19 protein-coding genes and 2 tRNA genes are annotated in these 24,217 nt (G+C 42.4%); 6 read left to right on the top strand and 15 right to left on the bottom strand.

Features of this window, described 5'->3' with window-relative positions; translation table 11 throughout:
- Positions 1-43: 43 nt before the first annotated feature.
- The 4 genes from R7O12_RS02555 to R7O12_RS02540 all read right to left on the bottom strand — a co-directional run bounded on the left by R7O12_RS02555 (position 44) and on the right by R7O12_RS02540 (position 3,561).
- A tRNA-Gly gene (locus tag R7O12_RS02555) sits at positions 44-119 on the bottom strand.
- Positions 120-155: 36 nt separating this feature from the next.
- A tRNA-Cys gene (locus R7O12_RS02550) sits at positions 156-229 on the bottom strand.
- A gap of 206 nt (positions 230-435) precedes the next feature.
- Complete coding sequence (gene viaA / locus R7O12_RS02545; RefSeq protein ID WP_005375981.1) at positions 436-1,890, bottom strand: ATPase RavA stimulator ViaA; 1,455 nt, start codon at positions 1,888-1,890, stop codon at positions 436-438.
- Between the two features lie 9 nt (positions 1,891-1,899).
- Entirely contained in the window at positions 1,900-3,561 is a 1,662-nt protein-coding gene (locus R7O12_RS02540; protein ID WP_005375980.1) for an ATPase RavA domain-containing protein, read from the bottom strand.
- A 269-nt stretch (positions 3,562-3,830) separates the two neighbouring features.
- Here R7O12_RS02540 and R7O12_RS02535 point away from each other — a divergent pair, with 269 nt between their 5' ends.
- From R7O12_RS02535 to R7O12_RS02515, 5 genes are all read left to right on the top strand, one after another.
- Positions 3,831-4,346, top strand: coding sequence for an NUDIX hydrolase (locus R7O12_RS02535; RefSeq protein ID WP_005375979.1), 516 nt, complete (start codon positions 3,831-3,833; stop codon positions 4,344-4,346).
- A gap of 22 nt (positions 4,347-4,368) precedes the next feature.
- On the top strand, positions 4,369-5,373 hold the full coding sequence (gene ltaE / locus R7O12_RS02530) for a low-specificity L-threonine aldolase (RefSeq protein ID WP_062730971.1): 1,005 nt from the start codon (positions 4,369-4,371) through the stop codon (positions 5,371-5,373).
- 78 nt (positions 5,374-5,451) lie between these two features.
- A complete protein-coding gene (locus R7O12_RS02525) occupies positions 5,452-5,772 on the top strand; it encodes a c-type cytochrome (RefSeq protein ID WP_005375977.1) in 321 nt (106 codons plus the stop codon).
- 211 nt (positions 5,773-5,983) lie between these two features.
- The gene (gene yfcC, locus R7O12_RS02520; protein ID WP_171344054.1) at positions 5,984-7,516 is read left to right on the top strand and encodes a putative basic amino acid antiporter YfcC; all 1,533 of its coding nucleotides are present in this window, start codon (positions 5,984-5,986) and stop codon (positions 7,514-7,516) included.
- Between the two features lie 110 nt (positions 7,517-7,626).
- Entirely contained in the window at positions 7,627-8,622 is a 996-nt protein-coding gene (locus R7O12_RS02515; RefSeq protein ID WP_104980723.1) for a succinylglutamate desuccinylase/aspartoacylase family protein, read from the top strand.
- Between the two features lie 207 nt (positions 8,623-8,829).
- On the opposite strand, the gene R7O12_RS02510 is transcribed toward R7O12_RS02515, so the two are convergent.
- The gene (locus tag R7O12_RS02510) at positions 8,830-9,363 is read right to left on the bottom strand and encodes a lipocalin family protein (RefSeq protein ID WP_005375974.1); all 534 of its coding nucleotides are present in this window, start codon (positions 9,361-9,363) and stop codon (positions 8,830-8,832) included.
- 307 nt (positions 9,364-9,670) lie between these two features.
- Here R7O12_RS02510 and R7O12_RS02505 point away from each other — a divergent pair, with 307 nt between their 5' ends.
- Positions 9,671-10,051: a cystatin family protein gene (locus R7O12_RS02505; protein ID WP_318125600.1), complete on the top strand. Its 381-nt coding sequence runs from the start codon at positions 9,671-9,673 to the stop codon at positions 10,049-10,051.
- A gap of 58 nt (positions 10,052-10,109) precedes the next feature.
- On the opposite strand, the gene R7O12_RS02500 is transcribed toward R7O12_RS02505, so the two are convergent.
- The 10 genes from R7O12_RS02500 to tssE form a co-directional block, all read right to left on the bottom strand.
- Positions 10,110-13,166, bottom strand: coding sequence for an SMC family ATPase (locus tag R7O12_RS02500; RefSeq protein ID WP_318125599.1), 3,057 nt, complete (start codon positions 13,164-13,166; stop codon positions 10,110-10,112).
- A 9-nt stretch (positions 13,167-13,175) separates the two neighbouring features.
- Positions 13,176-14,309, bottom strand: coding sequence for an exonuclease SbcCD subunit D (locus R7O12_RS02495; RefSeq protein ID WP_025767717.1), 1,134 nt, complete (start codon positions 14,307-14,309; stop codon positions 13,176-13,178).
- Positions 14,310-14,670: 361 nt separating this feature from the next.
- On the bottom strand, positions 14,671-15,510 hold the full coding sequence (locus R7O12_RS02490; protein ID WP_158173105.1) for an NAD/NADP transhydrogenase subunit beta: 840 nt from the start codon (positions 15,508-15,510) through the stop codon (positions 14,671-14,673).
- Positions 15,511-15,801: a PAAR domain-containing protein gene (locus tag R7O12_RS02485; protein WP_005375969.1), complete on the bottom strand. Its 291-nt coding sequence runs from the start codon at positions 15,799-15,801 to the stop codon at positions 15,511-15,513. It lies immediately after the preceding gene.
- Between the two features lie 11 nt (positions 15,802-15,812).
- The gene (gene tssI, locus R7O12_RS02480; protein ID WP_005375968.1) at positions 15,813-17,648 is read right to left on the bottom strand and encodes a type VI secretion system tip protein TssI/VgrG; all 1,836 of its coding nucleotides are present in this window, start codon (positions 17,646-17,648) and stop codon (positions 15,813-15,815) included.
- A 49-nt stretch (positions 17,649-17,697) separates the two neighbouring features.
- Positions 17,698-18,177: an Hcp family type VI secretion system effector gene (locus R7O12_RS02475; RefSeq protein WP_005375967.1), complete on the bottom strand. Its 480-nt coding sequence runs from the start codon at positions 18,175-18,177 to the stop codon at positions 17,698-17,700.
- Positions 18,178-18,385: 208 nt separating this feature from the next.
- Complete coding sequence (gene tssH / locus R7O12_RS02470) at positions 18,386-20,953, bottom strand: type VI secretion system ATPase TssH (RefSeq protein ID WP_176311577.1); 2,568 nt, start codon at positions 20,951-20,953, stop codon at positions 18,386-18,388.
- A gap of 10 nt (positions 20,954-20,963) precedes the next feature.
- Entirely contained in the window at positions 20,964-21,929 is a 966-nt protein-coding gene (gene tssG, locus R7O12_RS02465; RefSeq protein ID WP_053307731.1) for a type VI secretion system baseplate subunit TssG, read from the bottom strand.
- Complete coding sequence (gene tssF, locus R7O12_RS02460) at positions 21,926-23,749, bottom strand: type VI secretion system baseplate subunit TssF (protein WP_086047345.1); 1,824 nt, start codon at positions 23,747-23,749, stop codon at positions 21,926-21,928. The genes tssG and tssF overlap by 4 nt, the downstream gene beginning before the upstream one ends.
- Positions 23,746-24,210 carry a type VI secretion system baseplate subunit TssE gene (gene tssE, locus R7O12_RS02455; RefSeq protein ID WP_017635621.1) on the bottom strand — a complete coding sequence of 155 codons (465 nt, stop codon included), beginning with the start codon at positions 24,208-24,210 and terminating at the stop codon, positions 23,746-23,748. The genes tssF and tssE overlap by 4 nt, the downstream gene beginning before the upstream one ends.
- Positions 24,211-24,217: the final 7 nt, after the last annotated feature.

Raw genomic sequence — 24,217 nt, 5'->3', positions numbered from 1 at the left:
GCACTTGGCATCGAGATACCGCCATGGCCATATCTGAATAATTTGGAGCGACACACGAGGTTCGAACTCGTGACCTCAACCTTGGCAAGGTTGCGCTCTACCAACTGAGCTAGTGTCGCATTTATTCTCGAAAGCCATTCGCTATCAAAGAATAATGGAGGCGCCTCCCGGAGTCGAACCGAGGTCCACGGATTTGCAATCCGCTGCATAGCCACTCTGCCAAGGCGCCTTTTTTTATTACGCTTCAGGGCTCTACCCCGTTGCGTTGGTGGCTACTTTACGGATTGAGAGAAGATAGTCAAACAAAAATATTTCATTTTCTGTTCGTTTGATTTCTTTTAAGTCAATTCGACCAAAGTTCGATCTTATTGGCTTAAAACGAAGCAATATAAATCTAGCTTTCAGTTCGTTTTGTCCCATGAAACATTAAGGCGTTTAATAGTTGCTGACCCTTTTTAGCAATCTTCCCACAACATTAGGGTGATAAGACCAAGTGTGATCAAACATCGACATTAATGCAGGATTTCCGTATTTCGATAAGCTAATCGCGTGAAAACGGTTTTTCTTCGCCTTGAGCGCATCCACTTTGGCCAGTAACTCGTCTTGTTGTTTTGGCGCGATAAAGTCGGAAATGACTACCATGTCTGCGTTTTTATATTTATCACCGCTCATCAAGTCGATAGATTTAATCAAAGTTGGCTCTAAGTCTGTACCACCATGGAAGCTATAAGTTAGAAAGTCCGCCGCCTCGCGCAGACCATCTTGTTTGGTTAGTTCGTAGGTAATGTGTTCCGTAGAAAAAATAATGACATAGCAATCACGTTGCTCCGCTAGTGCGATTTGCATCAGAGCATAAGCCATGGCTTTGGCGCATTGCTCAGGAAAGCCACTCATGGAACCGGACGCGTCCACACAAACAATGAAGGGGCCTTTTTCGATATCTACCGCTTTATGGTCAGGTCGGTGAGCTTTAACTTTACGTAACGTGCGCGATTTGCCTTGTGTACGATAGTTCATGAGCCGTTTATCAACTAAGTGTTTATAGAACACAACTTCAAGTTCAGGATACGCCAAAAACATCGTTTCGTTGGGAAGTAGCTTATTTAGATCATCGCTTTCGTGAATACCGACAATATCATCCGTCGCCTCATCACTTTTCTCTTCGACCAATTGAAGTTCTTCAGTGGGCGCACGATTTAGTTCAGGATCATTTACTTGCCCCGCCATACGACCGAGTTGCTCCGCAATTTCTTGCAAGCCTTGGTGCTTCTTCAGAAACTCAGCATGGCGTTTCATCACCGTTAAGTCTGTTTTACTCAACTTGGCAGATGCCATATCCCACAGGCGCCCTACACTTTCAGCGTCACCCGACTCCGTGACTTTATCCATATTACGCATGGTTTCCATACGTTGATACAGGTCATTCAGCACCTTTTCTTTATTGGCTTCAAGCTCGCTTACTTGCGCTTGTTTTATAGCATCGGTGAGGCTTTTGTACCATTGATCACAAAAGTAATGAGGGAACATAGGGTTATTCATCCCTTTGTTCTTTTCCATCATTCGGCGAGCTTGCATGTAAAACGCAGAGTGCCATTCCAGCTTTTTAATCACATCTTCGATGTTTTCAAAAAACGCCTCTTCATCCCAATGAATAACCTCTTGATATAAAGACAGCTCTTGTTGGAAACGCTCTGTCTCACATACCTTGGTGATCCGTTTTTTGACGCTGCCTCGCCACTTTAACAAGTGACCTTTGACCGAAGATTTAACACCTCGGTTTTCTGCCATCATCATGACTTGTGAACGAGCCATCAAATCATTAACTGCGCTATCGATGATGCCGGAGTCGGCCACCATCAGCGCGAGGTTAAGTCCGTCTGCACCTAGCATGTCGTCTCCTTATGAGAAAAACTGATTTAAGTTTTTAAAGCGTTGGATAACTTTTTCACTTTCTGCTTGGATTGATTCAAGTCTCTGACTGACCTGTTGTAGACTCGACTCCATAAGGCGGGGTAGTTCAGGATCAACAAAGCTATGCGGAAGCGCATCATGAAAGTTCGCTTTCACCTTGCGCATATGGTGTTCTGCCTCACTAAGCTGATTTACGGCTTTTTCGCTCTGCGTTAACCACTTTTGGTAAAGCTCTACATCCAAGCCCTCTTGAGTCACTAGGCTAACCAAAATGCCTCGGTTCGCGATATCACGGATAACTAGGTTATTCGCCGCGTCAACATCAAATCGTAAACGGCACATGTTGGTGTTTTGATTGACGTAACCATACACATCACCGCTTCCCTCTTTAATGACTCGATCTAACTCATCTTTGGGTACATAAACCCAGCGGCTATCACCTTTTTCTGATTCTGAAACCGACATGTTGCTTTGCAAGACAACCAATTTAACTAAGTTAACGGCTGCGCCAACTTTGTACATCTTGGCTTTAGAGGTATCAAAGCGCATGGTTTCTTTACGCAAAATACCCGTGGCCGCTTCAGACGTTAACGTCATGCGGTAGGCATCTTCTAGTTCATGTTGGACATCAACCAAAGACTCACGGCAGTACTCGATTTCCTGCTCCGCGTCTTGTTGATCAAATGCATGTTTTAAGGCGAACTCTTGAACCACTTCACGTACCACATCTCGCGATTCAGGACTGTTCCATAAACAATCTTGCAGCAGTAAAAGGTCAAGCGGATTTATTTCATCGCGACCATTAAAAAACGCGCTCGCTTTTAACAACTTCACGGCTTTCTTCCAGCGGCGGTCAGAGACATACATATCGGTATTGGCCACATCACCAAACTGAGCTTCAACTTTGCTTTCTAACATCGTTTTAAGCTGGAAAAGCTTTTCGAATGCATTGTCGGTTAACGTCAATTTGTCGAGCTGTTGTTGCCATTGATGATATTCTTCATCAGTTATCGCTAGGCCTTCTGGTACTTGTGCCTCTTGCGATGTGCCCACAGTCAACATCGACTTAAAGTTTTGTTTATTCTGAATTCGATTCACAAACACACGCACCAACATGCGGTCGTAGAGCGCATCCAATCCACTATCTTCATCGGGTAATTCATTGGAAGCCGATACCAACAAGCGCATTGGCACACGCTCGATATCGCTGCCATTTTTGAATGTTTTCTCATTAACCACTGTCAGCAATGTATTAAGAATTGCAGGGCCCGCCTTCCAGATTTCATCCAAAAATACGACTTGTGCAGTTGGCAAATACCCTTTAGTTAAGCGAACATAACGGCCGTTGTCTTTTAGCTCTTGGATACTCAGTGGCCCAAACACCTCTTCAGGGGTTGAGAAGCGCGTCATCAGGTATTCGAAGTAACTGCTGTTATCGAACGCTTGGATGAGTCGTTTGGCAATTAAGCTTTTTGCAATACCAGGGGGACCTAAAAGAAAAACACTTTCACCAGCAAGTGCAGCAAGAAGGCAGAGCTTGATCGTATGTTCACGCTCATAAACGCCATCCGTTAACGCTTTCGCCAATTTATTGATGCGTTCTGAGAGAAGCGCTTTTTCGGCATTTGAGGTAAATAAGGTTTGTGTCATACGTTCTCCGGCTGCTGAAGTGGTATTGCGTTAACATTTTTATACACTTGTTATAACTTTGTTACAAATGTATTTTGTCGAATTCCCCTTATAGCAGATGCTTTTCCCCTTCTTGACGAAGCAATCAAAGTTTCCATTTATGAGACATTGCTCACTTAAAGTGCAAACGCTTTCGTCGTGTTGCAGTATTTTTTGCTTTTGTTTCCCACCATTTGTGGTTAATGTCGAAAAACGTCAAAAATGCGGTAACAGCTAGGGTTTATAACTGCATGAGCAAGATAATTCATAAATGGAAGCAAATTTCTCTGATTGAAGAAGACGTTGTGCTTCCTACAGGACAGGCAATTACGCACACCACAATCCATCATCCGGGTGCTGCGGTGATTCTCCCTATTACAGCGGAGGGTCACATTGTCCTTGTCCACCAATTTCGGCCTTCACTTAATAAATGGCTATTGGAACTTCCTGCTGGTACCAGAGAAGGCAACGAAGAGCCACTCTGCTGCGCCAAAAGAGAGTTAGAGGAAGAAACTGGGTTTAGTGCAGAGAAATTCACGTCTCTCGGCCAAGTCACCCCTCTTGCCGGATTTTGTGATGAGATACAGTATCTATTTGTTGCCGAAAAGCTCAACAAAACAAACCGTTACGAGTGCGATGAAGACGAAGTGATTGAGGTCGTCACCTTGTCAATCAAGCAACTCGAAGAAAAGATAGTCGATGGCACGATCACCGATGCCAAAACGATCGCTTGCTTAAGCAAAGCGCGCCTTTGCGGATATATTTAGGACTTTGACCAAGGAGACATTCATGGATTTTCGATCAGATACCGTTACACAGCCCACCCAAGCCATGCGAGAAGCCATGTTTAAGGCCCCCGTTGGGGATGATGTTTATGGTGATGACCCTACGGTCAATGAGCTTGAAAAATTTGCTGCGCAGCTTGCTGGTTTCGAAGCAGCTTTGTTTACCACTTCAGGCACTCAAGCCAATCTGCTCGGTTTAATGGCGCATTGCGAGCGGGGAGATGAATATCTATGTGGGCAACAAGCACATAACTACAAATACGAAGCTGGTGGCGCGGCGGTTTTGGGATCAATTCAACCTCAACCAGTCGAAAATAACCCAGATGGCACGCTACCATTTGATAAACTGACTGCTGCGATTAAACCAGATGATTGTCACTTTGCTCGCACTAAGCTTCTCAGCTTAGAAAACACAATTAATGGTAAAGTACTACCTCTGTCTTACTTAGCAGAAGCACGTGACTTCGTGAATAAACATAACTTGCAGATGCATCTAGATGGCGCTCGCGTTTTTAACGCAGCCGTTGCACTTGATGTTCCGGTAAAAGAGATCGGTCAGTACTTTGATTCAATGACGATCTGTCTGTCGAAAGGTCTGGCTGCCCCTGTTGGCTCGCTACTACTTGGTAGCAAAGACTACATCGCAAAAGCACGTCGCTTAAGAAAGATGGTCGGCGGTGGTATGCGTCAAGCGGGTATTCTTGCCGCAGCAGGCAAACTTGCCCTTACCGAACAAGTGGAACAGCTAAAACAAGACCACATCAACGCAAAAACCTTAGCGGAAGGTTTAGCAGAACTGCCTGGTTTTTCAGTCAACCCTGAATTTGTTCAAACGAACATCGTGTTCGCGAAGCTTGATCCTCAAGTGGACATAGTAAGTATCGCTGCGAAACTAAAGGAACAAAACATCACGATAACCCCTGGAAATCCAATTCGTTTTGTAACTCATAAAGATATTTCAGCGAAAGACATCGACACTTTCTTATCAAGTATAAAATCTCTACTTTAATTTGATTTTGATCATTGAGCTTCCCCTAAGGGGAAGCTTTATTGTATCGCCATGATTTTTAGCGAATAGATAACCTCCATGCTCAGGTTTGTACTTCTAATCTCTTTTATTTTCTCTTCCGCTATCCATGCCGAGCCGTTTGGTGATGCTGATAAAGGTAAAATCAAATCACCTAGCTGTGTCTATTGTCACGGTGTTAAAGGCATCGCAACGAACAACACCTATCCAAGCCTTGCTGGTCAAAATTCTCAGTACCTTTACAATGCAATGAAATCTTATCAAGCCGGTGAGCGTAAAGGGCCGCTTGCAGAAATGATGGCAGCACAGTTAAAAATGTTAAATGATGAAGACCTTCGTGATGTCGCTGCTTTTTATGCAGAACAGACAGAAATCAAGTAATTAGATCACCTGTAGATGACTATGAAAGCTCGTGAATCATCCAAACTCAACGCATATTGAAACATTAACCCAACATTTGACCACAAAACAATCAAATTAACTTCACTTCAAATATTTGATGAATTTATAGTTCAACATAAGCATTAATATTGACTTTTTATTCTATTTTATCGATATTTCATTCTTTATTGAATTTGACGTGAAGTAAGTTATGTCTCACACACATGCGCAACCAGCAGACTCGGTTGCTACCCCTAAGTCGTGGCAGATGCCAGATACCCTCATTTTGATCTTCATTGTTGGTATTCTTGCTGCGATTCTTACCTACTTAATTCCTGCTGGTCATTTTGATAGCCAACAGGTGACCTACATGGTCGACGGTGCAGAAAAAACTCGCACAGTTATCGATCCTTCTTCTTTCTCTTATGCAACCGACGAAAACGGTGAATTGGTTTACAACAAGGTTGGCCTGTTTGCTTCTGGTGGTGGCATTGGTCTGATGAACTTCCCTTTCGAAGGGCTAGTTTCTGGCTCTAAATGGGGCAGCGCAATCGGCGTGATTATGTTCATGTTGGTTATCGGCGGTGCTTTCGGCGTTGTAATGCGCACAGGCACAATCGATAACGGTATCCTGCGCCTTATCGATAAGACCAAAGGTAACGAAGCGCTATTCATTCCAGTGCTATTTTTGCTGTTCTCGCTAGGCGGTGCGGTATTTGGTATGGGTGAAGAAGCCGTAGCATTTGCGATTATTATCGCGCCGCTTATGGTTCGCCTTGGTTATGATGGTATCACTACGGTAATGGTTACCTATGTTGCGACTCAAATTGGCTTTGCTACTTCTTGGATGAACCCTTTCTCCGTCGCTATTGCGCAAGGCATTGCGGGTGTACCTGTTTTATCCGGCATGACAGTGCGCATGGGGTTATGGGCTAGCTTTACGTTAATCGGTATCGCTTTCACAATGATCTACGCCGCTCGTGTGAAGTCAAATCCTAAACTTTCTTACAGCCACCGCACAGACCAGTATTTCCGTCAGCAAGAGCTTGGCAATCAAGATTCTCGTTGGAACCTAGGTGACACACTCGTTATCCTTACGGTTATTGCGACCACGGTGTGGGTCGTTTGGGGCGTAGTCGCTAACGCATGGTACATCCCAGAAATCGCTTCTCAATTTTTCACTATGGGCTTTGTTGTCGCGATCATCGGTACGATTTTCCGCCTGAACGGTATGACGCTAAACTGCGCAGCTGATGCATTTAAAGAAGGTGCAGCTATTATGCTTGCACCTGCCCTATTAGTGGGTTGTGCGAAAGGTGTATTGCTTATACTTGGTGGTGGTACAACTGATGAAGCGAGTGTACTGAATTCAATTCTAAACAGTGCTGGCGGCGTGATTAGCGGGCTTCCTGACGTGGCTGCGGCATGGTTAATGTATGTATTCCAATCTATCTTCAACTTCTTCGTCACTTCAGGATCCGGACAAGCGGCACTAACGATGCCTCTACTGGCCCCTCTGGCAGACATTGCAGGAGTTACGCGCCAAGTGGCAGTTTTGTCATTCCAACTTGGCGATGGCTTTACTAACGTTATCGTCCCTACTTCGGCATCTCTCATGGCAACGCTTGGTGTCTGCCGTATCGACTGGGGTGACTGGGCAAAATTCTGCTGGCGATTTATTCTATTACTCTTTACCCTATCAAGTATCGTCGTTATCGCAGCTCATATTATGGGTTTTGCGTAAAACGAAGCCAATTGGTAATTAAGGCGAGACATGTTCTCGCCTTATTAATATTCATGGTATGACGACGCTAAGGTTTTAGATTAGCTCATGGTTTTGGAGTGGTAACTTTAATGGCAACACAATTTCTCGATGACGTGATTCAAGGTCATCAAGTGATTCAATCTCTCAATGTAGCAGACCTAAATTCGGGCGAGCATAAGTTTTGGTTTCGCATCGCAACGAATGCTCTCTCTCAGTGGCAACACCTACCTGTGCTAGTGTTCAAAGGTGAAAAACCTGGCAAGAAAATCATGATTACCGCAGGGGTTCATGGTGATGAGTACAATGGTGTGTTAGCAGCGCAGCAAACTGCTCGAGAGCTCATCGGCACTGAAGTCGCTGGTACTGTCACTATTGTTCCAACCGTTAACATGCCAGGTATGCTAAACCACAGCCGTGATTTCTATTCCGCAGACCCTGATGCGTCTCCTGCAAACTTAAACCGCTTTTTTCCTGGTGACCAAAACGGCAATGAAGCCCAACGCTACTTATATGCATTGTGGAATGATTTGCTCAAACCAAATGCTGATTTAGCCATTGACCTTCACACTCAAACCAGTGGTGCGGCCTATCCGCTTTACGTGTTTGCAGATTTCCGAATCGAGCAATCATTAGAAATGGCTCGTCTCATTAATCCTGATGCGATTTTAAATGATCCTGGAGATGCTGGCGTCCTTGAAACGGTTTGGAATAACCACGGTGTCCCAAGCATTACAGTTGAAGTAGGTATGGGGCGATACACCGAGCAAGAGCTCATCAGTCGAACTGTAACAGGCATTTTTAATGTGCTGAAAGAGCATAACATTGTTGAAGGTGATGTGGACACTATTACGTCATGCTTGGAAGGAAACGAAATCATCAGTGTGAAAGCGACACACGGCGGCTTTGTACTGCCTCATGTTAGTTTGATGGATTTTGTCGAGCAAGGTCAACTTCTTGCGATTCAATACGACAGCTTTGGCGCTGAGATTAAACGCTACACCGCCCCAACAAGCGGCACAGTACTTAGCCACAATGTTGAATCTATTCGAGCACCAGGCTCCCTGATCGTTCGTTTGATTAAGTAAACCATAACCGTTTGTTGATAGATCAACCTTTCGACGCTCACTCAAATTTATATAAGCCCCATCACGAGTAATCACAAATGATGGGGCTATATCCATTTTGACCACATTAAGTTACGCGGTAACAAATTACTGTTAAGCGAAATGACAAACTGAGCTCTTAATTAGGAAGCTTCCCCTCTGTCCGCTTTTTCAGCCACGCTGATGAACTTAAAGCTGTCTTTGTTTCTCTTGTTCAACAAAAATGAGCTCGTCTATAGCGAAACCTTTCTCTTTAGCTACGTACTTAAAGCGCTCCACTACTTTCTCATCAACGTTAGGCGTTCTAGACAATAGCCACAAATAGTCGTGGTTGTAACCGGAAACAAACGCATAGTTATAGTTTTCACCTAGCTCAAAAACAATGTAAGAAGAGTATATTGGCCCAAAAAAGGAAACCTTTAAGTGTCCAACCGTTTTATCTTCAACAAAATAAGCTTTGCCTTCAGCTTCTGACCACTGTCGCTCTTCTTCGGAATATCCACGGTTTATCACCTTAACCCCACCATCCTCGCGAACCTGATACTCAGCGGTAACGTTGGATAAGCCTCGCTCAAATGAATGGTCTAGGCGTGCAATTTCGTACCACTTACCTAGATATGGCTCTAAATCGAAATTATTGACGGGTTCCACCCCATCCGGCTTCGAGGTACAACCAAATAAAGTTGCAAGTGACAAAAGTAAAAATATTTTTATCGATTTCATACAACACCTAAATTTTAATTAGTGATTGATTTTACTCTAGAAGATAACAAATCGATCACTAAGCCGCACCATCGCCCTAATAGGTACACATCACAATTCTTCATCATCAATAGCGCGCTGAACACCGAAACCTCGTCATCTCAGCAAATCGATAACAAGATTGCTCTATTTTTGACTTACAAGCTGACCATGCTTGTACATTTTGTCAGCATTTAACCCTATGCATATAGAAACTTTGCACAACATAGACATTCGTAGGCATATCACCCTCCTATAATACGTTGCGTTATAGACAGAGGTTATTGTTATGAAATTAAAAACAGTGTCAGTTTGTGCACTTTTGGTGTTACTTGCAGGTTGTCAGCAGGAAAAGCCGAGCGCAACGACACAATTAACGACCTCGGCAGATGTATGTAATGCACAAGGAAACATGCCAGGTGGGTGGAATGAGTTTAACGCGACCCCTGATGCAAAAAAGGCAATGGCCTTTGTTTTAAAGAAAATGGACACAATAGCGTCGTTTAAACAAATACTGAATGTTCACGCGCAAATCGTTAGCGGCGTCAACTATGCTATTGAGTTTGAATTGGATGATGGCTCTGTTTGGAACACGATTGTTTATCGCAACCTCGATGGCGAATATGCGATTACCCAATCGCCAAAAGAAGGCCACTTTTGCGAACAGTAGCGACTTAGTCAGAAAGCCCCAACATTAGGGGCTTTTTGATCTAACAGTAGTCACTGAATTAGACAGCGAAGCGACATTGAGATTTAATCGACACCGTTGAACCAAGTCTTGATGGTTCTACATCAATCCTCTGCGCCATTTGTTCTTTCAACTCAGAAACGTGAGAAATAACACCGATCATGCGCCCAGTCTGTTGCAGGTCCACTAGCGTTTGAATAGCAAGATCTAAAGACTCTGGGTCTAAACTACCGAAGCCCTCATCAATAAATAAAGTGTCTAAACGAATACCGCCACTATAGGATTGCACAACATCCGACAAACCAAGTGCCAGAGCAAGCGCTGCCATAAATGATTCACCGCCGGAAAGTGTCGCAACATCACGCGTTTTTCCTGTGTAGCCATCTTCAACCATTAAATCTAAGCCGCGACCCGCAGCACCTTTGAAGCCCTCTGTTTTTCGAGCAAGAATATAGCGCCCTTTACTCATAAGGCTTAAACGTTGGGAGGCCTGAATCAGCACATCATCCAACAGTACACCAAGAACAAAGCGATGTAGGCTAACCCTGCTGCCTGTTTTACCACTAGCAACGTCGTACAACGTACCAAAGACTTTGTATTCTTCTTCTAACTTACTATTTTTCTCATGCAACACGGCAATATCTTTACGAACCTTTTCAAGACGTTCAAATATTGAGCGTGTGGTATCAAGTTGATTCCTTACTTCAATATATTGCGCCTGCAGAGTGGTTAACCTGTCATTAAACAACTCTAAATTAGGCCTTTCAAGATCTTTCAATGCATGATTTAAATCATGTAGTGTTTGCTCAAGCTTGGTTTGTGCCTGTTTGAAGCTGTCTATTTCTTGCTGCCAGGCTTGAAGTTCATCATCTCCCACTCGACTACTTAGATAATGGCTTTCATCCTCAAATTTACTCGCCTGTAGTGCCTCATTCCACGCTAATTCTGCTTGGCTAAGTTTTTGCTCTGACTCAGATAACCACTGCTTGTTCGTCGCTAAGTGACTTTCCGCATTTGATTTCTCCAATATCGCTTGCTGCAAAGCGGTTTGCGCCTTTTCTAAGCCTGTGTTCAAACTCAGAATTTGCTCTTTTGTCAGCAAAATTTCACGTTCAAGCAAGTCAGCGGAACTGTATTTTGGGTCAATAGAAGCTTGTAATTGAGCCAATTGTTCTTGGTTCGCTTCAACGGTTGATTCATCTGCCGCAATTTTATTCTGTAACTCATGAATTTTATTTTCACCCACGACGCAGCGTTGATTAAGCTGTTCAACGTTCCTTTCTATTTTTTCAATATCAATAGCTTGTAGACGTAGGAGTTGAGCATTAAGCGCTTGCAAATCATTTTGAACCGTCGAGATCTCAGATGTAGCATACTCACCCAACTCCTCTTTCAACTGGTTACACTGATTCTGATACTGACTAATGACAACGTTATGTTGTTCTAGCTGATTGCTTAGTTGGTTCAACAAGGTTTGAGCTTCTCGCTCTTTCGCTCTAGCCGCCTGAACTTGCTCTTTTGTCACGGCTTCTTCAACAAACGTTGCGGGGTTAGGATGCGTTTCGCTACCACACACCGGGCATGCTTCACCTGCTTTTAGTCGCTGCGCTAATACTGCTGCTTGAGCGTTGTGCCACTTAAGCTCTATCGTATCAGCGTCTTGTTGACACTGCATATAGCGCTGACTGGCTTCGTTTAGTGACTGCTGCTTACCTACAGTTAGCGCATTGAGTTTAGAGAGCTCTAAAGTAAGATCATGCAGCTTTTTTAGATCCTGTAGCAGCCGTTGTTTTTGTTTTATTTCCGCATCGATGCTTCCAATAAGCGCAACATCAACTCGTGCTTTCTCTAGCTCCTTCTGTCCCTGCTGGGCCTGTAACGTTAACTTATCTTTTAGTTCTATGTACTGTTTTAACGTTGCTTCAAATTGTTGTTTTTGTTGATAACCCGCCGTTATTTTACTTTCCAAATTGTCTTTCTCGACCAACTTGTTTTTCGTACTTTCAAGCTGATACTGCAGTTGCGTTAACTGCGGGACCTTTGCCGCGGCCTCTTTTGCACTTTGCTGCAAGTTTTCTTGTTCTCTCGCAACGACATGAGCTTTTTCGAGACTCTCTTTCAAAGCTACGATTTTTTGCCCAAGCTCTTGCGTTTGAGCTTTTGCATTTTGTAATGAGATATAGGGCAACTCTATCTTATTGGCATTTTTAGCGTTTTCTAATTGCTGTTGACGAGCTTTTATCGAATCTGAGTGTTCTAGATGCAGCTTGAGTGCGCTTTCTGCTTGCTCTCGTTTCGAAAACTCTCCATTCAAGGTTTCCGCTTTTTGCAATTCAGATTTAGCAGTATTGAGCTTATCTAACGCTGCTTGCTCATTCTTTTTATCAGACTCTAATTGCTTAGTTACTTGTTCCAGTTGTTGTAATAGTTCTTGTTCAGAACTCGCTTCTGCAACTTGTAAAGCACCTCGAATTTGATTATCAAATTCGCCTTTCGCTTTACTAATTGCACTCGCTTTATCTTTGAGCGCGTACTCAATTTTTTTATATATGTCAGTTTGAAAGAGCTGGCCAAAAATTTCTTCACGCTCTTTAGAGCTAGCAAGCAACAGTTCTCGGAATTTTCCTTGAGGCAACACCATAACTTGACGAAATTGAGTTTCATTCAAGCCAATAATATTGCTAACTTCAGTTTTAACCTGAGTCGTCTTGCTGGTGATAAGCGTTTCAGTCTCACCGAGTTCATAAAGAGCCGCAGTGTGCTTTTTAATCGTCATCCCTTCACCACGGGCCTTGGGCGCTTCCTGCTCAGGGGATCGAACAACTCGGTATTGTTTGCCGTGTAACGAAAATTCGAGAACTACTTCGGTTGGTAAATCTTGCGCGGATAAGTCACACCGCATCTGAATACCTTGTCGCTCATTACCTGTGGTTTCACCATAAAGGGCGAAGCAAATGGCATCTAAGATCGACGTTTTACCTGAGCCTGTAGGACCATTAATCAAAAACAGAGGGTTACGGCCAAGCTTTTCAAAGTCAATGACTTCGGTTTTTGTAAACGGACCAAAGGCTTGCATGGTAAGTTTAATTGGTTTCATCTTTGGTCCCTATTGCTGTGATAATTGCTTAATAATGTCAGTAACAGCTTGCTCTTGCTCTTTAGACAACTGGCTATCTTGCGCCTCAATAAAAAAATCTCGGAACATATCAATTTCGCTTCGCGCCAACTTTGCTTGCGCCATTTCCTGCTCTACCCCAATTAACATGCCAGGTTTCTCAAGGTGTAAAACGTTTGGATACACTGAACGAAGTTTTTCCATTGGGTTTAAAATCGCATGTTTATCCATCAAACGAACTAACAAATAATCTTCATTCTTAGGGTCTGTTTTGCCTTGATCAATAACTTTATCCAGCTCGCCCTCTACAATGCGCATTTCATGAGGAGCCGTAAGATCAATATGCTCTGCAGAAACAAATCCTTTCTTGTCCAGTTCAACTAACGTGAAACCTTTTCTCTGGTTCTGTTCACCAAAGCTATACTTCATGAGTGAGCCAGAGTAGCGGATATGCTCTGCGCCTTTCTTTTGAGGCTGATGCAAATGACCAAGTGCGACGTAGTCAAAATCTAAGAAGTGTTCATGACTCACGCGATCAGAGCCACCAATAGATAATGGTCGTTCAGAGTCTGACTCGATGGCCCCATCAACAAAACAATGACTCACGAGCACGCGCTTTTGCGTAGAGATAAAGCGCTCTTTAATTTGCTCAACAAGCAATTGATGAGCCTCATCATGAGTGGATACCGAGGCTTTGTAGGCAAACCTGACCTGTTCAGGGTCGTTATAAGGCATACCATAAAACGCGACCTCATCCGCAGAGTCCGTTTTTATGATGATGGGAGTGAGCATATCTTCAAAGTTGCTAACAATATGGAGACCTGCATTTTTCATTTGCTCTGAGCCGAAACCTAACCTTTCTGCACCATCATGGTTGCCAGATATCAATATCATTGGTGTTTCTAACTCGGTACAAATGCGTTTCACGACTCGATTTAACAGTTCTATTGCAACCGTTGGTGGCACCGAACGGTCATAGATATCTCCCGCCACTACAACTGCATCGACGGGGTTGCGTTCAATATAGTTAATCAGTTGTTCGAGTACTGCTTGTTGATCTTCGAGTAGTGATACGTTGTGGAATTGTCGACCAAGATGCCAATCTGAGGTGTGGATAAACTTCATTCGAATTCACTTTCCGCCAATTCTATGAGTAGGCTTGCTTCTGTCAGAGTCCATGTACCGTTTATAAAAAGGAATGCGTCACGGGTGGGATCTCGAACAAGCCAAAACTCAAGTTATTTTATTTCGGTAAGGATATCTTGAGTCGAACAGCTTTTCATGTGGTTTGTGTTCTATGGCTGGCTATTTAATCAGAAAGCGAGAAGAACACTGTAAAAACGCGGTGAGCAAAGCTATTTTGAAAAGCAAGCTGCGCCTAGTCATTGTCCAAACATCATTAAAGGGCCAGTTTCGAGTCAATCCCCCATAACATTTGCATCACTAAAACCTCAGCTACTACTAGAAGGAAAAGCAATAGCCAGACCTATTCACTACGCCAATTGTATATTACTCCTACCGCATAGCCATCTGACTCGATGTCCGCTTGCAACACGTGAAAGTCTGGGCAGGGGCTGCTTCTTTGAAGCTCATCAATCACTAACGCTTTTAAAACGCCGCCACATGCACCCAATCCGCCAAGTTTGATATCAACAAATTGATACTGAGTTTGATCGGTCACCCACGGAGACAAGAATTGCATTGAGTTTAACCATTGCGGTTCTTCCTTATTAACGGATAAATACAATTGACTAAGTGGATGTTCACAACTTACTCCTAATTGCTTAAACACCTTGTCCACGGCGATGCGTTGTTGTTTGGCATCTAAATCAATTCGAACAACATCAGGCACAAGACCTGAATGTCGAAAAAAACACTTGGTTAAAATGATAGAGCTTTGAGGTTTGACATGCCCTTCTACATCACTCGTAACCTCTATAGCCAGTATCCAAGTCGCTTGCGTTTCATTAACTTCACGATTTATCCGATTTAGTGCCATCAAAAATGCAGCTTGGCCATAAGGATAAAAGTAAATTTCAGTATTGACAGTTTGGTCAACGAAAATAGAAAGCTCGCTTATCAATGCTTTAAGCAAACTTTTGTCTACCGAAGATGGTAAAAGAACACAGAGATTCCCCTTGATATCAGCTTGCTCAAGACTCTCGCGCTCAGAGCGCACGAGGCTTAATATATGCTCATCTATTGATTTAGCAAAGTCAGGGGGTCGGATTTCCTCGGACAATCTAAAAGAATCATCAGCTATCTCGCGAACGGTGTGTGAACGGCCATTAAAAGATAGAAGATGCGTTTGAAATGCCAGTGGCATCTAGCCTCCGATTAAAACCGTAGGCATACCAGATAGAATTTTGCCACCATGAGACGTTGAATCGCCGACTCTCGCGGCTGGTTTACCGTTGATTGTTACGCTAGAAGAACCTGCTGAGATACTATCCGGAGGACCGATACAAATAAGCTTGTCGCCTTGTCTTGCCGCAGGTATACCGCCAATCGTTACGTTTGGTGAACCAACAACGACGGGACCACCGACATGCGGTATCTTTCCTGTTTTTTTAGGGCAAAGATGAAAGCTGCCCAAAATTGCGGCTGGTTTACCCACTTTAAATCACCTTAGTTCAATGAAATTTGCCCAGCTTTAAGAGCAATAGCTGAGCCGTTAATGGATATTTTATTACCTTTGATATTGATTTCTCCAGAGCTAGACATCTGAATAGAAGCACCACCTACTTTGATCTCGACGCTCTTTCCTGCATTAAAAGACAGTACTTCACCCGTTTCATTCGAAAAGTTTTTACCTACTTTCAAGCTCGCGTTCTGACCAACCTCTTGATTAACATCATTGGTCACTTTTTCGGTTTTACTGTTTTCAACGGCGATATCAACACAGTCTTCAACTAGCATTTGGAACAGTTTTTCAGCATGAAGATAAATGTGCTCTTCACCAGGCTTATCATCGAAGCGCAACTCATTAAAATTGGATGTACCTTTTTGTACAGAGCGTGATTTATAACCACTCTGAGAACTTTGCTCTGGTAAAGCGTAAGGAGGGAGTTGACTACCGTTATATAGTGACCCCGTAACGATTGGTTGATCAGGGTCTCCGTTAACAAACTCGACGATGACCTCTTGTCCGACTCTAGGGTGAAACACCGACCCCCATCCGTTACCTGCAATATTTTGCGCAACACGAATCCAACATGAACTATTTACATCGTATTTACCAACACGGTCCCAGTGAAACTGAACTTTGATACGGCCATGTTTGTCTATGTAAATTTCACCATCTTTGTTCCCCGTAACTACTGCGGTTTGCAAACCTTTCATCTGAGGTTTCGGGTAGTTAACTGAAGGACGCAGGATTGTCTTTGAGTCAACACAACTAAACGAGACTTTGACACCTTGCGCACCGGTCCCACCTTGACCAGTCTGGTTATAAACAGCAGCAGACAAAAAAACAGAAGACAGTACATATTCTTTGCCGACTCGAGATTTATCTTCATGCTTTTTAAACTTGAAGCACTTGCCCACACTGAATGTTCTGCACGTAGCCTCGCCACGACACAAATATGCATTTTGCTGTAGTGCTTCTATTGCATGCGTGTTTCTCAGTGCGTATTGATCATTGCTCTCCATTTCACCCATGTATTCAAAATACTCGCTTCCAGGTACTGTAAAAAAATCACTTTCACCCTTTGCAGTATTTTTAGGATTCGAAGAAGGCTTGAGCATGTTATAGCCTGACTTTTGACTCGCTTTAGTAGTCAGAATTTGCGTTTCATGCCAAGAAGAAATGTGGCTAGATTTCGCCGTACCTGTATCAAAATCGACTAAAAACTCAGTACCCGGCTTATAAAAACTGATGTCATCAAAAATATTGAGCGTATGGGCAGACTTAGTATGTGTAAAACAAAATGATAGCCCCTCCTCCGATAACAGACGTCGAACAAATTCAAGATCTGATTCTTCATATTGTACTTTGTATGTGTATTTAGGATAGGACTTGGTTAACTCAAAACTAAAGGCAACACTATGCTCCGATAGTACTTCAGAGATAATTTCCTTTATATCTTTATGCTGAAATATTCTGCAATTTTTTCGATATTCAGCGAAACGTAATTTAGGCTCTATTAATAATTCTATGTTTTTATAATTTTCGCCTTTATGTGTATTAGAAACCCTTTTCCCTTCTAATCTTGCAGCAGAAACATAACCATGCATATAACGAGGATTTGAAGAAACATCCTCATTATTTTCAAGGGTAATGGTAACTTCCTTACCAATAATTTCGTTTAACTCACTTCGTTGATCATTAAAGTAAGCTTTAGCACGCAATGAAAAAAGTTCTGAGATCTCTTCTCTATACTCAAACGAGTTTAGTATGATGGCATCTTTACCGAATGGCGAAGAAATTCGGATGAAATTGTTATCTTGAGTTGCTCTTTTCATTAAATACTTCTTTCAAAAAAATGCGGAGGAATACTCCCCCGCATGAAAATTACATTTGTTGACCTTTAACACCGCTGTAGCCGTATACCAATGGAGCAGAAGTGTTGTTCTTATCGTCAGTAGGAGTCACTGTCATCATCATTTCTGTGTAAGAAATTGTGATAGTTTCAACTGGACGATCGTCTTGGATAGAAACTGAGTAGTTAGAAATCATCGCATCAGTCAGTTCGATCTTCATGATCTCTTCAACCTTCTCACCCTGCTTAGTAATATGGAAAACCGCTGGTTTACCTTTACCAATCGTCGCTTCTTTAAATAAGTCAGGAGAAGAACGGTCTTGAAGTTTAGTGATAGTCAAATCATATAGACGAGTAGCGCTCGCTTCACGGTCCATCGCTGTACCAGTGTATGATGAGATCTCACGACCTACACTCCAATCTACAGATAGTAGTGTAATCAAATCTTTGTATTGCTCGGCTGTTGCCTCACCCTTAATATCTGCGTATTTAAGATACGTATTAGACTGCATGCTAATCTCCTATAGCATTATTAATTGACATATATCGTAATAATTTAATTATCTGACGTTTGGTGATAATTAGTGATTAATGTATCAAAAACTTCATTTTAAATACGCCCTGTTATATCTTTAAATAAGATTTAATTTAAGCGTTTTTTATAAAAAATAATAGTTAATATGAACCAACTCCCAATTATTATTGAGAGTGTAAAGGATGTTAAACTATTGAGACATCAAGTCCACTAGTTGTACCTTTAACAATAATTTCATCAAACGTCTTATCATTAAGAATTGCATGCAATATTTCATGAGAAATCTTCGGAAGCAATGTATTTTCTATGGTTGTTTGTACCACACGCGCACCACTCCCAGACTCATTGCTATTGTCTACAATATCATTAATTAGTTCCTCATCAAAAAACAGGTCAGCGTTATAGTGCTTACGAATACGAGTCGTAATTTTATCCAACTTTAATTTTGTTATTTCTATCAATACTTTTCTTGATAGAGGCAAATAAGGTAATACATTCACACGCCCTAAAAATGCTGGTTTAAAGTCAACCAACAAATCATCGCGTAAAGCATCTTTTAGTGCTGACGGCTCAGGAGCTAAGTCAGGATCAGAATACAAAGACATCGTCGTTTCGGTCCCTGTGTTCGCGGTCATAATAATAATAGTGTTTTTAAAGTCTATATCTCGACCTTCACCGTCTTTAATTGAGCCTTTATCAAATACCTGATAAAAAATATCTTGAACACCAGGGTGCGCTTTTTCCATTTCATCGAGGAGAATTACACTATAAGGTTTACGTCTAACAGCTTCAGTCAGTACACCTCCTTCTCCATAACCGACATAACCAGGAGGAGAACCTAATAGCAATGAGACTTTATGCTCTTCCTTAAATTCCGACATATTGATAGTCGTGACATTTTCTTCACTACCATACACTTTCTCTGCAATCGCCAAAGCCGATTCGGTTTTACCCACTCCGCTTGGTCCGGTTAGGAGAAATACACCATTTGGTCGTGTCTCATCCGTGAGCTGCGCACTCGCGGTTTTTATCACTTCAGACATGAGCTCTAAAGCGTGATCCTGCCCGACAACTCGCTTACACAAACTTTCTTTCAAACCCAATACTGCTTGGATTTCATCATCCTGAAGTTTACCCAGCGGTATACCGGTCCAATCCGAAATAACTTCTGCGATTAGCGCTTCATTTACATGCGAAAAAACTAACGGCTGTGAGTTAGCGGAAAGGTTATTTTCAAGCTCTTGTAACTTGTCTCTAGCAGTTTCAGAACCCTCCTGGATTATTTGGGTTCTAAGTGACTTAGCTTCACTTACCCATTCTTTTTCTTTTTCCCAAAGTACCTCTAATTCAATAATGTCATTAGATAGCGCATCAATCTCTTTTCGGACACCTTGGAGCTGCACATCAAGAGATGCTCCTAATCGATTCTCTTGGCTAAGATGCTCATACTCAGCTTGCTTTGCTTTAAGTTTGTTTCTTTTCGCATCTAGACCTCCCGGTGTAGATGACTGACTTAACGCAACTCGAGAACAGGCCGTATCCAAAACAGAAACCGCCTTATCTGGCAGTTGACGACCATTAATGTATCGAGCTGAGAGTTGGACCGCTGCATTGAGAGCTTGGTTAGTGATATGAACATCGTGGTGTTGTGCCATTACATCAAGTAAGCCTCGTAACATTTCGATCGCGAGCTCAGGGGCTGGCTCATCAACCTTTACGACTTGAAAACGCCTAGTTAAAGCTGCATCTTTTTCAAAATACTTTTTATACTCTGCCCACGTTGTTGCCGCGATCGTTCTGAGTTCGCCTCTCGCCAATGCTGGCTTCAGAATATTCGCCGCATCACCTTGGCCCGCTTGCCCACCACCGCCAATTAGGCCATGAGCTTCATCAATAAACAATATAATAGGCTGTGGAGCGTCGTTTACTTCCTTCACAAGGTTCTTAAGCCTGTTTTCAAACTCACCTTTCATGCCTGCACCGGCTTGCAGTAACGCCAAATCCAGAGACTTAATTGCCACATTTTGCAGAGCGGGAGGTACATCGCCATCAATGATCTTTTGCGCCAAACCTTCAACAACGGCTGTTTTTCCAACACCAGCTTCTCCCGTAAGAATCGGGTTGTTTTGTCGGCGTCTTAATAAAATATCGATCATTAGGCGAATTTCATTATCTCTGCCAATCACCGGATCTATTTTACCTTCCCTAGCTTGCTCAGTAAGGTCTGTTGTAAATTGATTCAAGGCGGAATTCGCGTTTGACTGCGCTAAGTCATTCGATCTTGATTGAGGCGCATTACTTTCTTTAAAGTTCAATAAGCGAGATGGTTCTATCTTGTTTAGTTCAGGACTAATCGAACCAGCCATGTTGACTAACGTATCATCAGACAAGTAGGCAAATAAAAGATGGATGCACCCCAACTGTTCTTGATTGAATTCAATGGTTGCAGATAACAAGGCATTTTGCATAACAGTCACCGTATGAGCTGATAGCCCAGGCACCGACTGGCATCCTGTTTTGTATTTTTCTAATGCCTTTTGAATATCGGTTTCAACCTTGATTTTATCGACATCAAATTCGTCAAAAACTTCAGAGTAAATATCGTCAGGATGGCGGATAATCATCATTAACCAGTGAAACATTTCAATACTGTGATGAGTTCGGGAGCTTGCCATCGCAGCTGCCTGTTCAAGTGTTTCCTTAGCCTGAGGAGACAATCTTTCGACCAACGCTGAAAGTGAGAGTGAAGCCATTACATTTCCTTTAAATAGTAATTGTTATAGTTCGATCTTTTGTACGTTCGTGTTTTTTAAGCACAGAACCAATACCTAACTGCCCCTGCTGTTTCGATAAACAAGCTTGTGGTAGCAAACTATGTTTGGTGGTGAGCTGCCACTTCAGTTGTTTATGTTTTCCAATCAACTCATAAGCAGCGTTCTTAATGATTTCTATATTGGGTTGGTTAGGAAGCAATTTACTAACTAGCTGTTTATCTTTTGGCAGAAATTCTATTGTTGTCCCCGCGTTGATATTCCATGCTTTCGAACCCAAAGAAGCTCCTAAACCAAGTTGAGCAAACTGCCCTTCAGGCATAGTTCGGGATGCAAGGCGTGTTTGCTCTTCTTTCGTAAGGTGTAGCCATTGTCCTTGAAATTCATGAACTTTTACTTGGCATCCAGATAAACATTCAAGAATACTTTTTAGTCCACCTTTACTTCTCATTGGTGAAGCAAACACACCACCATAGTGCAGGGACAGTGAACTCCCTTCCCCAGTTAATGCCGATTTACAGCTTTCTAACGGCGAACGCGCGCCCTGCGCATGCGCACGAGATTGAACTGTCAGCTGACTCAGTTGCCAACATCGATAATAAAGAGATAATAAGCGATGATTGAAAATATCGTAGAAGTCCACCATAGCCGTATCGCCTTCTTTTTGGCGATGTAAAGCTAATTCACTATAGTGCTGGGGAAGCACACCTTGCTCACCCGTTAGGCCTATTAAATTGGTCTCAATCTCTAACTTGCTGTCATCTATATTTTTCAGTTCACAAAGCTGAGCATTTTCAAAACCTAATGATGGATTAACCTTTAAGTTTAGCTTTTCATGCTTCGGTAACGCATCTGTTCCTATTTGCGCCTCTGCTTGCAGAACTTCGTGTTCAATAAGATGAATCGCTTCAAACAATGGATGTTGCTTTAATTCTCGATAAAATTGTTCCGCGCTCATAGCAACACCTTATCGCCAGTTAATGCGGGCCATAGGTGGAAAAACTTTCCCGTGGACTTAAGTCTTATTTCTAACTGCGTAAAAATGTTAATTTCAGCATATTGCGAGAAGTAAACAGATAAAACACTACCTAAGAGAAAGATCTGCTCTTTAGGTAAAATTTGATCAGAAACCGTCAAAATAACTTTTATACCGTGCGCAAATCCAACTTTGCCTTTCTGACTAATTCTTCCTGTAGTAGGCTCAAACTCTAACTTAGTTAAAGCATCGATTACCGCTTTCGTTTCTGCTGTCCCAGAAAATGCATAGAGATTAAGGGTCTGCTTCAAAGTTGCTAAACCATCTTCCTCGGTAAAATGGTTTAAAGTTAAAAGCTTAGTTAACTGCCATCGTGTGCTTTCATCCATTTCTGGCCGAATAGTTTCTGATAAAGAGACTAAACAACGAACAGATTCGAAATTGTCATTTACCTCCGGTAAAGATACTTGCGGCAGCCCACCTCCAAATGGAAGTTTCTGCGCTAAGTTGCGGTTACAGCACTCAGCTTCCACGTACATTAACCAGTTTTCCCGGCTATCCGGGCTGAACAATTGATGTTTTTTATCAACAAAAGAAATGTAAGTTTCTCTACCTGGCTCATCATACCCACCAGCCCAGTTCTTATCCTCACGTCTCATCAACCAATAAATCTCACTAGTGTTCGTATAATGCGTGTGCTCACCAGCGTGATAACATGGCAAATTGTGGTACGTTTTGTTCCAATTTCTCAACGTTACGTCAGAAATTGAGACAACCTCATTACTTTCAGCTTCTTGGTATTGCGGAGACAAGTGGTAATCGTATTCAGTTGGTAGAATACGCTTAGGCTCCATAATACTTTTAAATAAGTTGATTACAGGCACACAACCTACCATTAAGCTTTCTTCGTCCACTTGCTTTGGAAGCCAGTCATCGTTGGTATCAAAGTAAAAATACAGTTCGAATTGCTCTCCAAGATCTAGCTCAGATAATCCAAGTTCGGTGATATCAAAGAACATAAACTTCTCAGGAAAGTGCAAATACTCAACAAGTAATCTTGCTCCTGAAAAGCTTCTTTTACTGTATGGCACAACTTTCTCATCTTCTGAAAATCCCACTTCAGAAAGATGCCTTTTGGTTAAAGGACGAACTTCTTTGCCATCCACAACAACAGATAAACCAATTAGGTTTTGAAACAGCATTTGGTAGAGCTTAAAAGTCAATTGAGATTGACCGTTTAAATAGAAGCGCAGCCGTTCTGCCCCCATTTCACCAAGAGGAGTCTCTTCATCTTGAGCCGTGAGCTGTACTTTCAAAACTGAATGAGCATTGCTTTCCCATCGCGAGCCAACTGGCTTGAAAGGCGCATTTTTAAAAACGCCAGAGGTCACATCAACAGGATACATTCTGACCGGATAACAAGTTCTAAACTCGCACTCATGATATCCAGGAGCACCGATAACAACTCGCTCGCCTTCTTCTACATCAAAATAAGAGGAAGTGGAGTTAGAACAGCTCATTTTAATGACTGACATTGACGGGATTGGGGCGTGAAAATCAGGATATAACTGTCCCATCAAAGACTCTGTAAATTGAGGGTAACTATTGTCTAAGCTTTGTCTAATCCTTGCTGTTAGAAATGCGCAGCCTTCTAACAATCTTTCTACGTGCGGATCGTCAACCTGTTCCTCACTAATACGAAGTCTCGCAGCAATCTTAGGATACTGCTCCCCAAATTCTTGCCCTTTGTGACGCAAATAAGCTAACTCGCGATTATAGTACTTGAGAAACTCTTCACTCATTTTGCTCTACTCAGTTTCATACCTAAATTTACCGGCTCTACTTCAGAATTGAATCGCACTTCATGAATACTGTTATCAATTAAGCAAGTGGCATTTATCTGTAACCTCAATACCCTATCAATAGCGTTTTTCTCGTCTGAAATCTGGACATGAGGGTTCCTTAACCTCGGCTCAAACTCTTTAATTGCATCATGAACGATGTCGCAAAGCTGATTCTGCCCTTCTTGGCTGCTATAGGGCATTGAGGAAAAATCTGGCAGCCCATAATTCAATATTGAATAACGAACCTCTAAAAGATCATCAGGAATGTTTTTCCATCCAATACGACTATTCAGCATCGACTCTAGATCTCTAAGTAAGCTGCTCAACATCTGTTGCTGGCTTGCAGGGAAGTCTTTCTCATCTCGAGTGAGAGGATCACTATCTATCAATTTGTCGAGCAGAGAAACGGTTAAAGACATGATATTT

The sequence above is a fragment of the Vibrio sp. Vb1574 genome (assembly GCF_033338675.1).
The sequence above is the reverse complement of the archived record's forward strand: the minus strand, read 5'-3'. Positions and strand labels throughout refer to the sequence as shown.

Bases quoted from the DNA above. Each gene is read 5' to 3' on its own strand.
- R7O12_RS02510 (WP_005375974.1), bottom strand. From the start codon at position 9,363: ATGAAATCGATAAAAATATTTTTACTTTTGTCACTTGCAACTTTATTT.
- tssF (WP_086047345.1), bottom strand. From the start codon at position 23,749: ATGAGTGAAGAGTTTCTCAAGTACTATAATCGCGAGTTAGCTTATTTG.
- R7O12_RS02495 (WP_025767717.1), bottom strand. From the start codon at position 14,309: ATGAAGTTTATCCACACCTCAGATTGGCATCTTGGTCGACAATTCCAC.
- R7O12_RS02525 (WP_005375977.1), top strand. From the start codon at position 5,452: ATGCTCAGGTTTGTACTTCTAATCTCTTTTATTTTCTCTTCCGCTATC.
- R7O12_RS02490 (WP_158173105.1), bottom strand. From the start codon at position 15,510: ATGCCACTGGCATTTCAAACGCATCTTCTATCTTTTAATGGCCGTTCA.
- R7O12_RS02500 (WP_318125599.1), bottom strand. From the start codon at position 13,166: ATGAAACCAATTAAACTTACCATGCAAGCCTTTGGTCCGTTTACAAAA.
- tssI (WP_005375968.1), bottom strand. From the start codon at position 17,648: ATGAAAAGAGCAACTCAAGATAACAATTTCATCCGAATTTCTTCGCCA.
- R7O12_RS02505 (WP_318125600.1), top strand. From the start codon at position 9,671: ATGAAATTAAAAACAGTGTCAGTTTGTGCACTTTTGGTGTTACTTGCA.
- tssE (WP_017635621.1), bottom strand. From the start codon at position 24,210: ATGTCTTTAACCGTTTCTCTGCTCGACAAATTGATAGATAGTGATCCT.
- R7O12_RS02535 (WP_005375979.1), top strand. From the start codon at position 3,831: ATGAGCAAGATAATTCATAAATGGAAGCAAATTTCTCTGATTGAAGAA.
- R7O12_RS02540 (WP_005375980.1), bottom strand. From the start codon at position 3,561: ATGACACAAACCTTATTTACCTCAAATGCCGAAAAAGCGCTTCTCTCA.
- viaA (WP_005375981.1), bottom strand. From the start codon at position 1,890: ATGCTAGGTGCAGACGGACTTAACCTCGCGCTGATGGTGGCCGACTCC.
- tssH (WP_176311577.1), bottom strand. From the start codon at position 20,953: ATGGCTTCACTCTCACTTTCAGCGTTGGTCGAAAGATTGTCTCCTCAG.
- yfcC (WP_171344054.1), top strand. From the start codon at position 5,984: ATGTCTCACACACATGCGCAACCAGCAGACTCGGTTGCTACCCCTAAG.
- tssG (WP_053307731.1), bottom strand. From the start codon at position 21,929: ATGAGCGCGGAACAATTTTATCGAGAATTAAAGCAACATCCATTGTTT.
- R7O12_RS02475 (WP_005375967.1), bottom strand. From the start codon at position 18,177: ATGCAGTCTAATACGTATCTTAAATACGCAGATATTAAGGGTGAGGCA.
- ltaE (WP_062730971.1), top strand. From the start codon at position 4,369: ATGGATTTTCGATCAGATACCGTTACACAGCCCACCCAAGCCATGCGA.
- R7O12_RS02515 (WP_104980723.1), top strand. From the start codon at position 7,627: ATGGCAACACAATTTCTCGATGACGTGATTCAAGGTCATCAAGTGATT.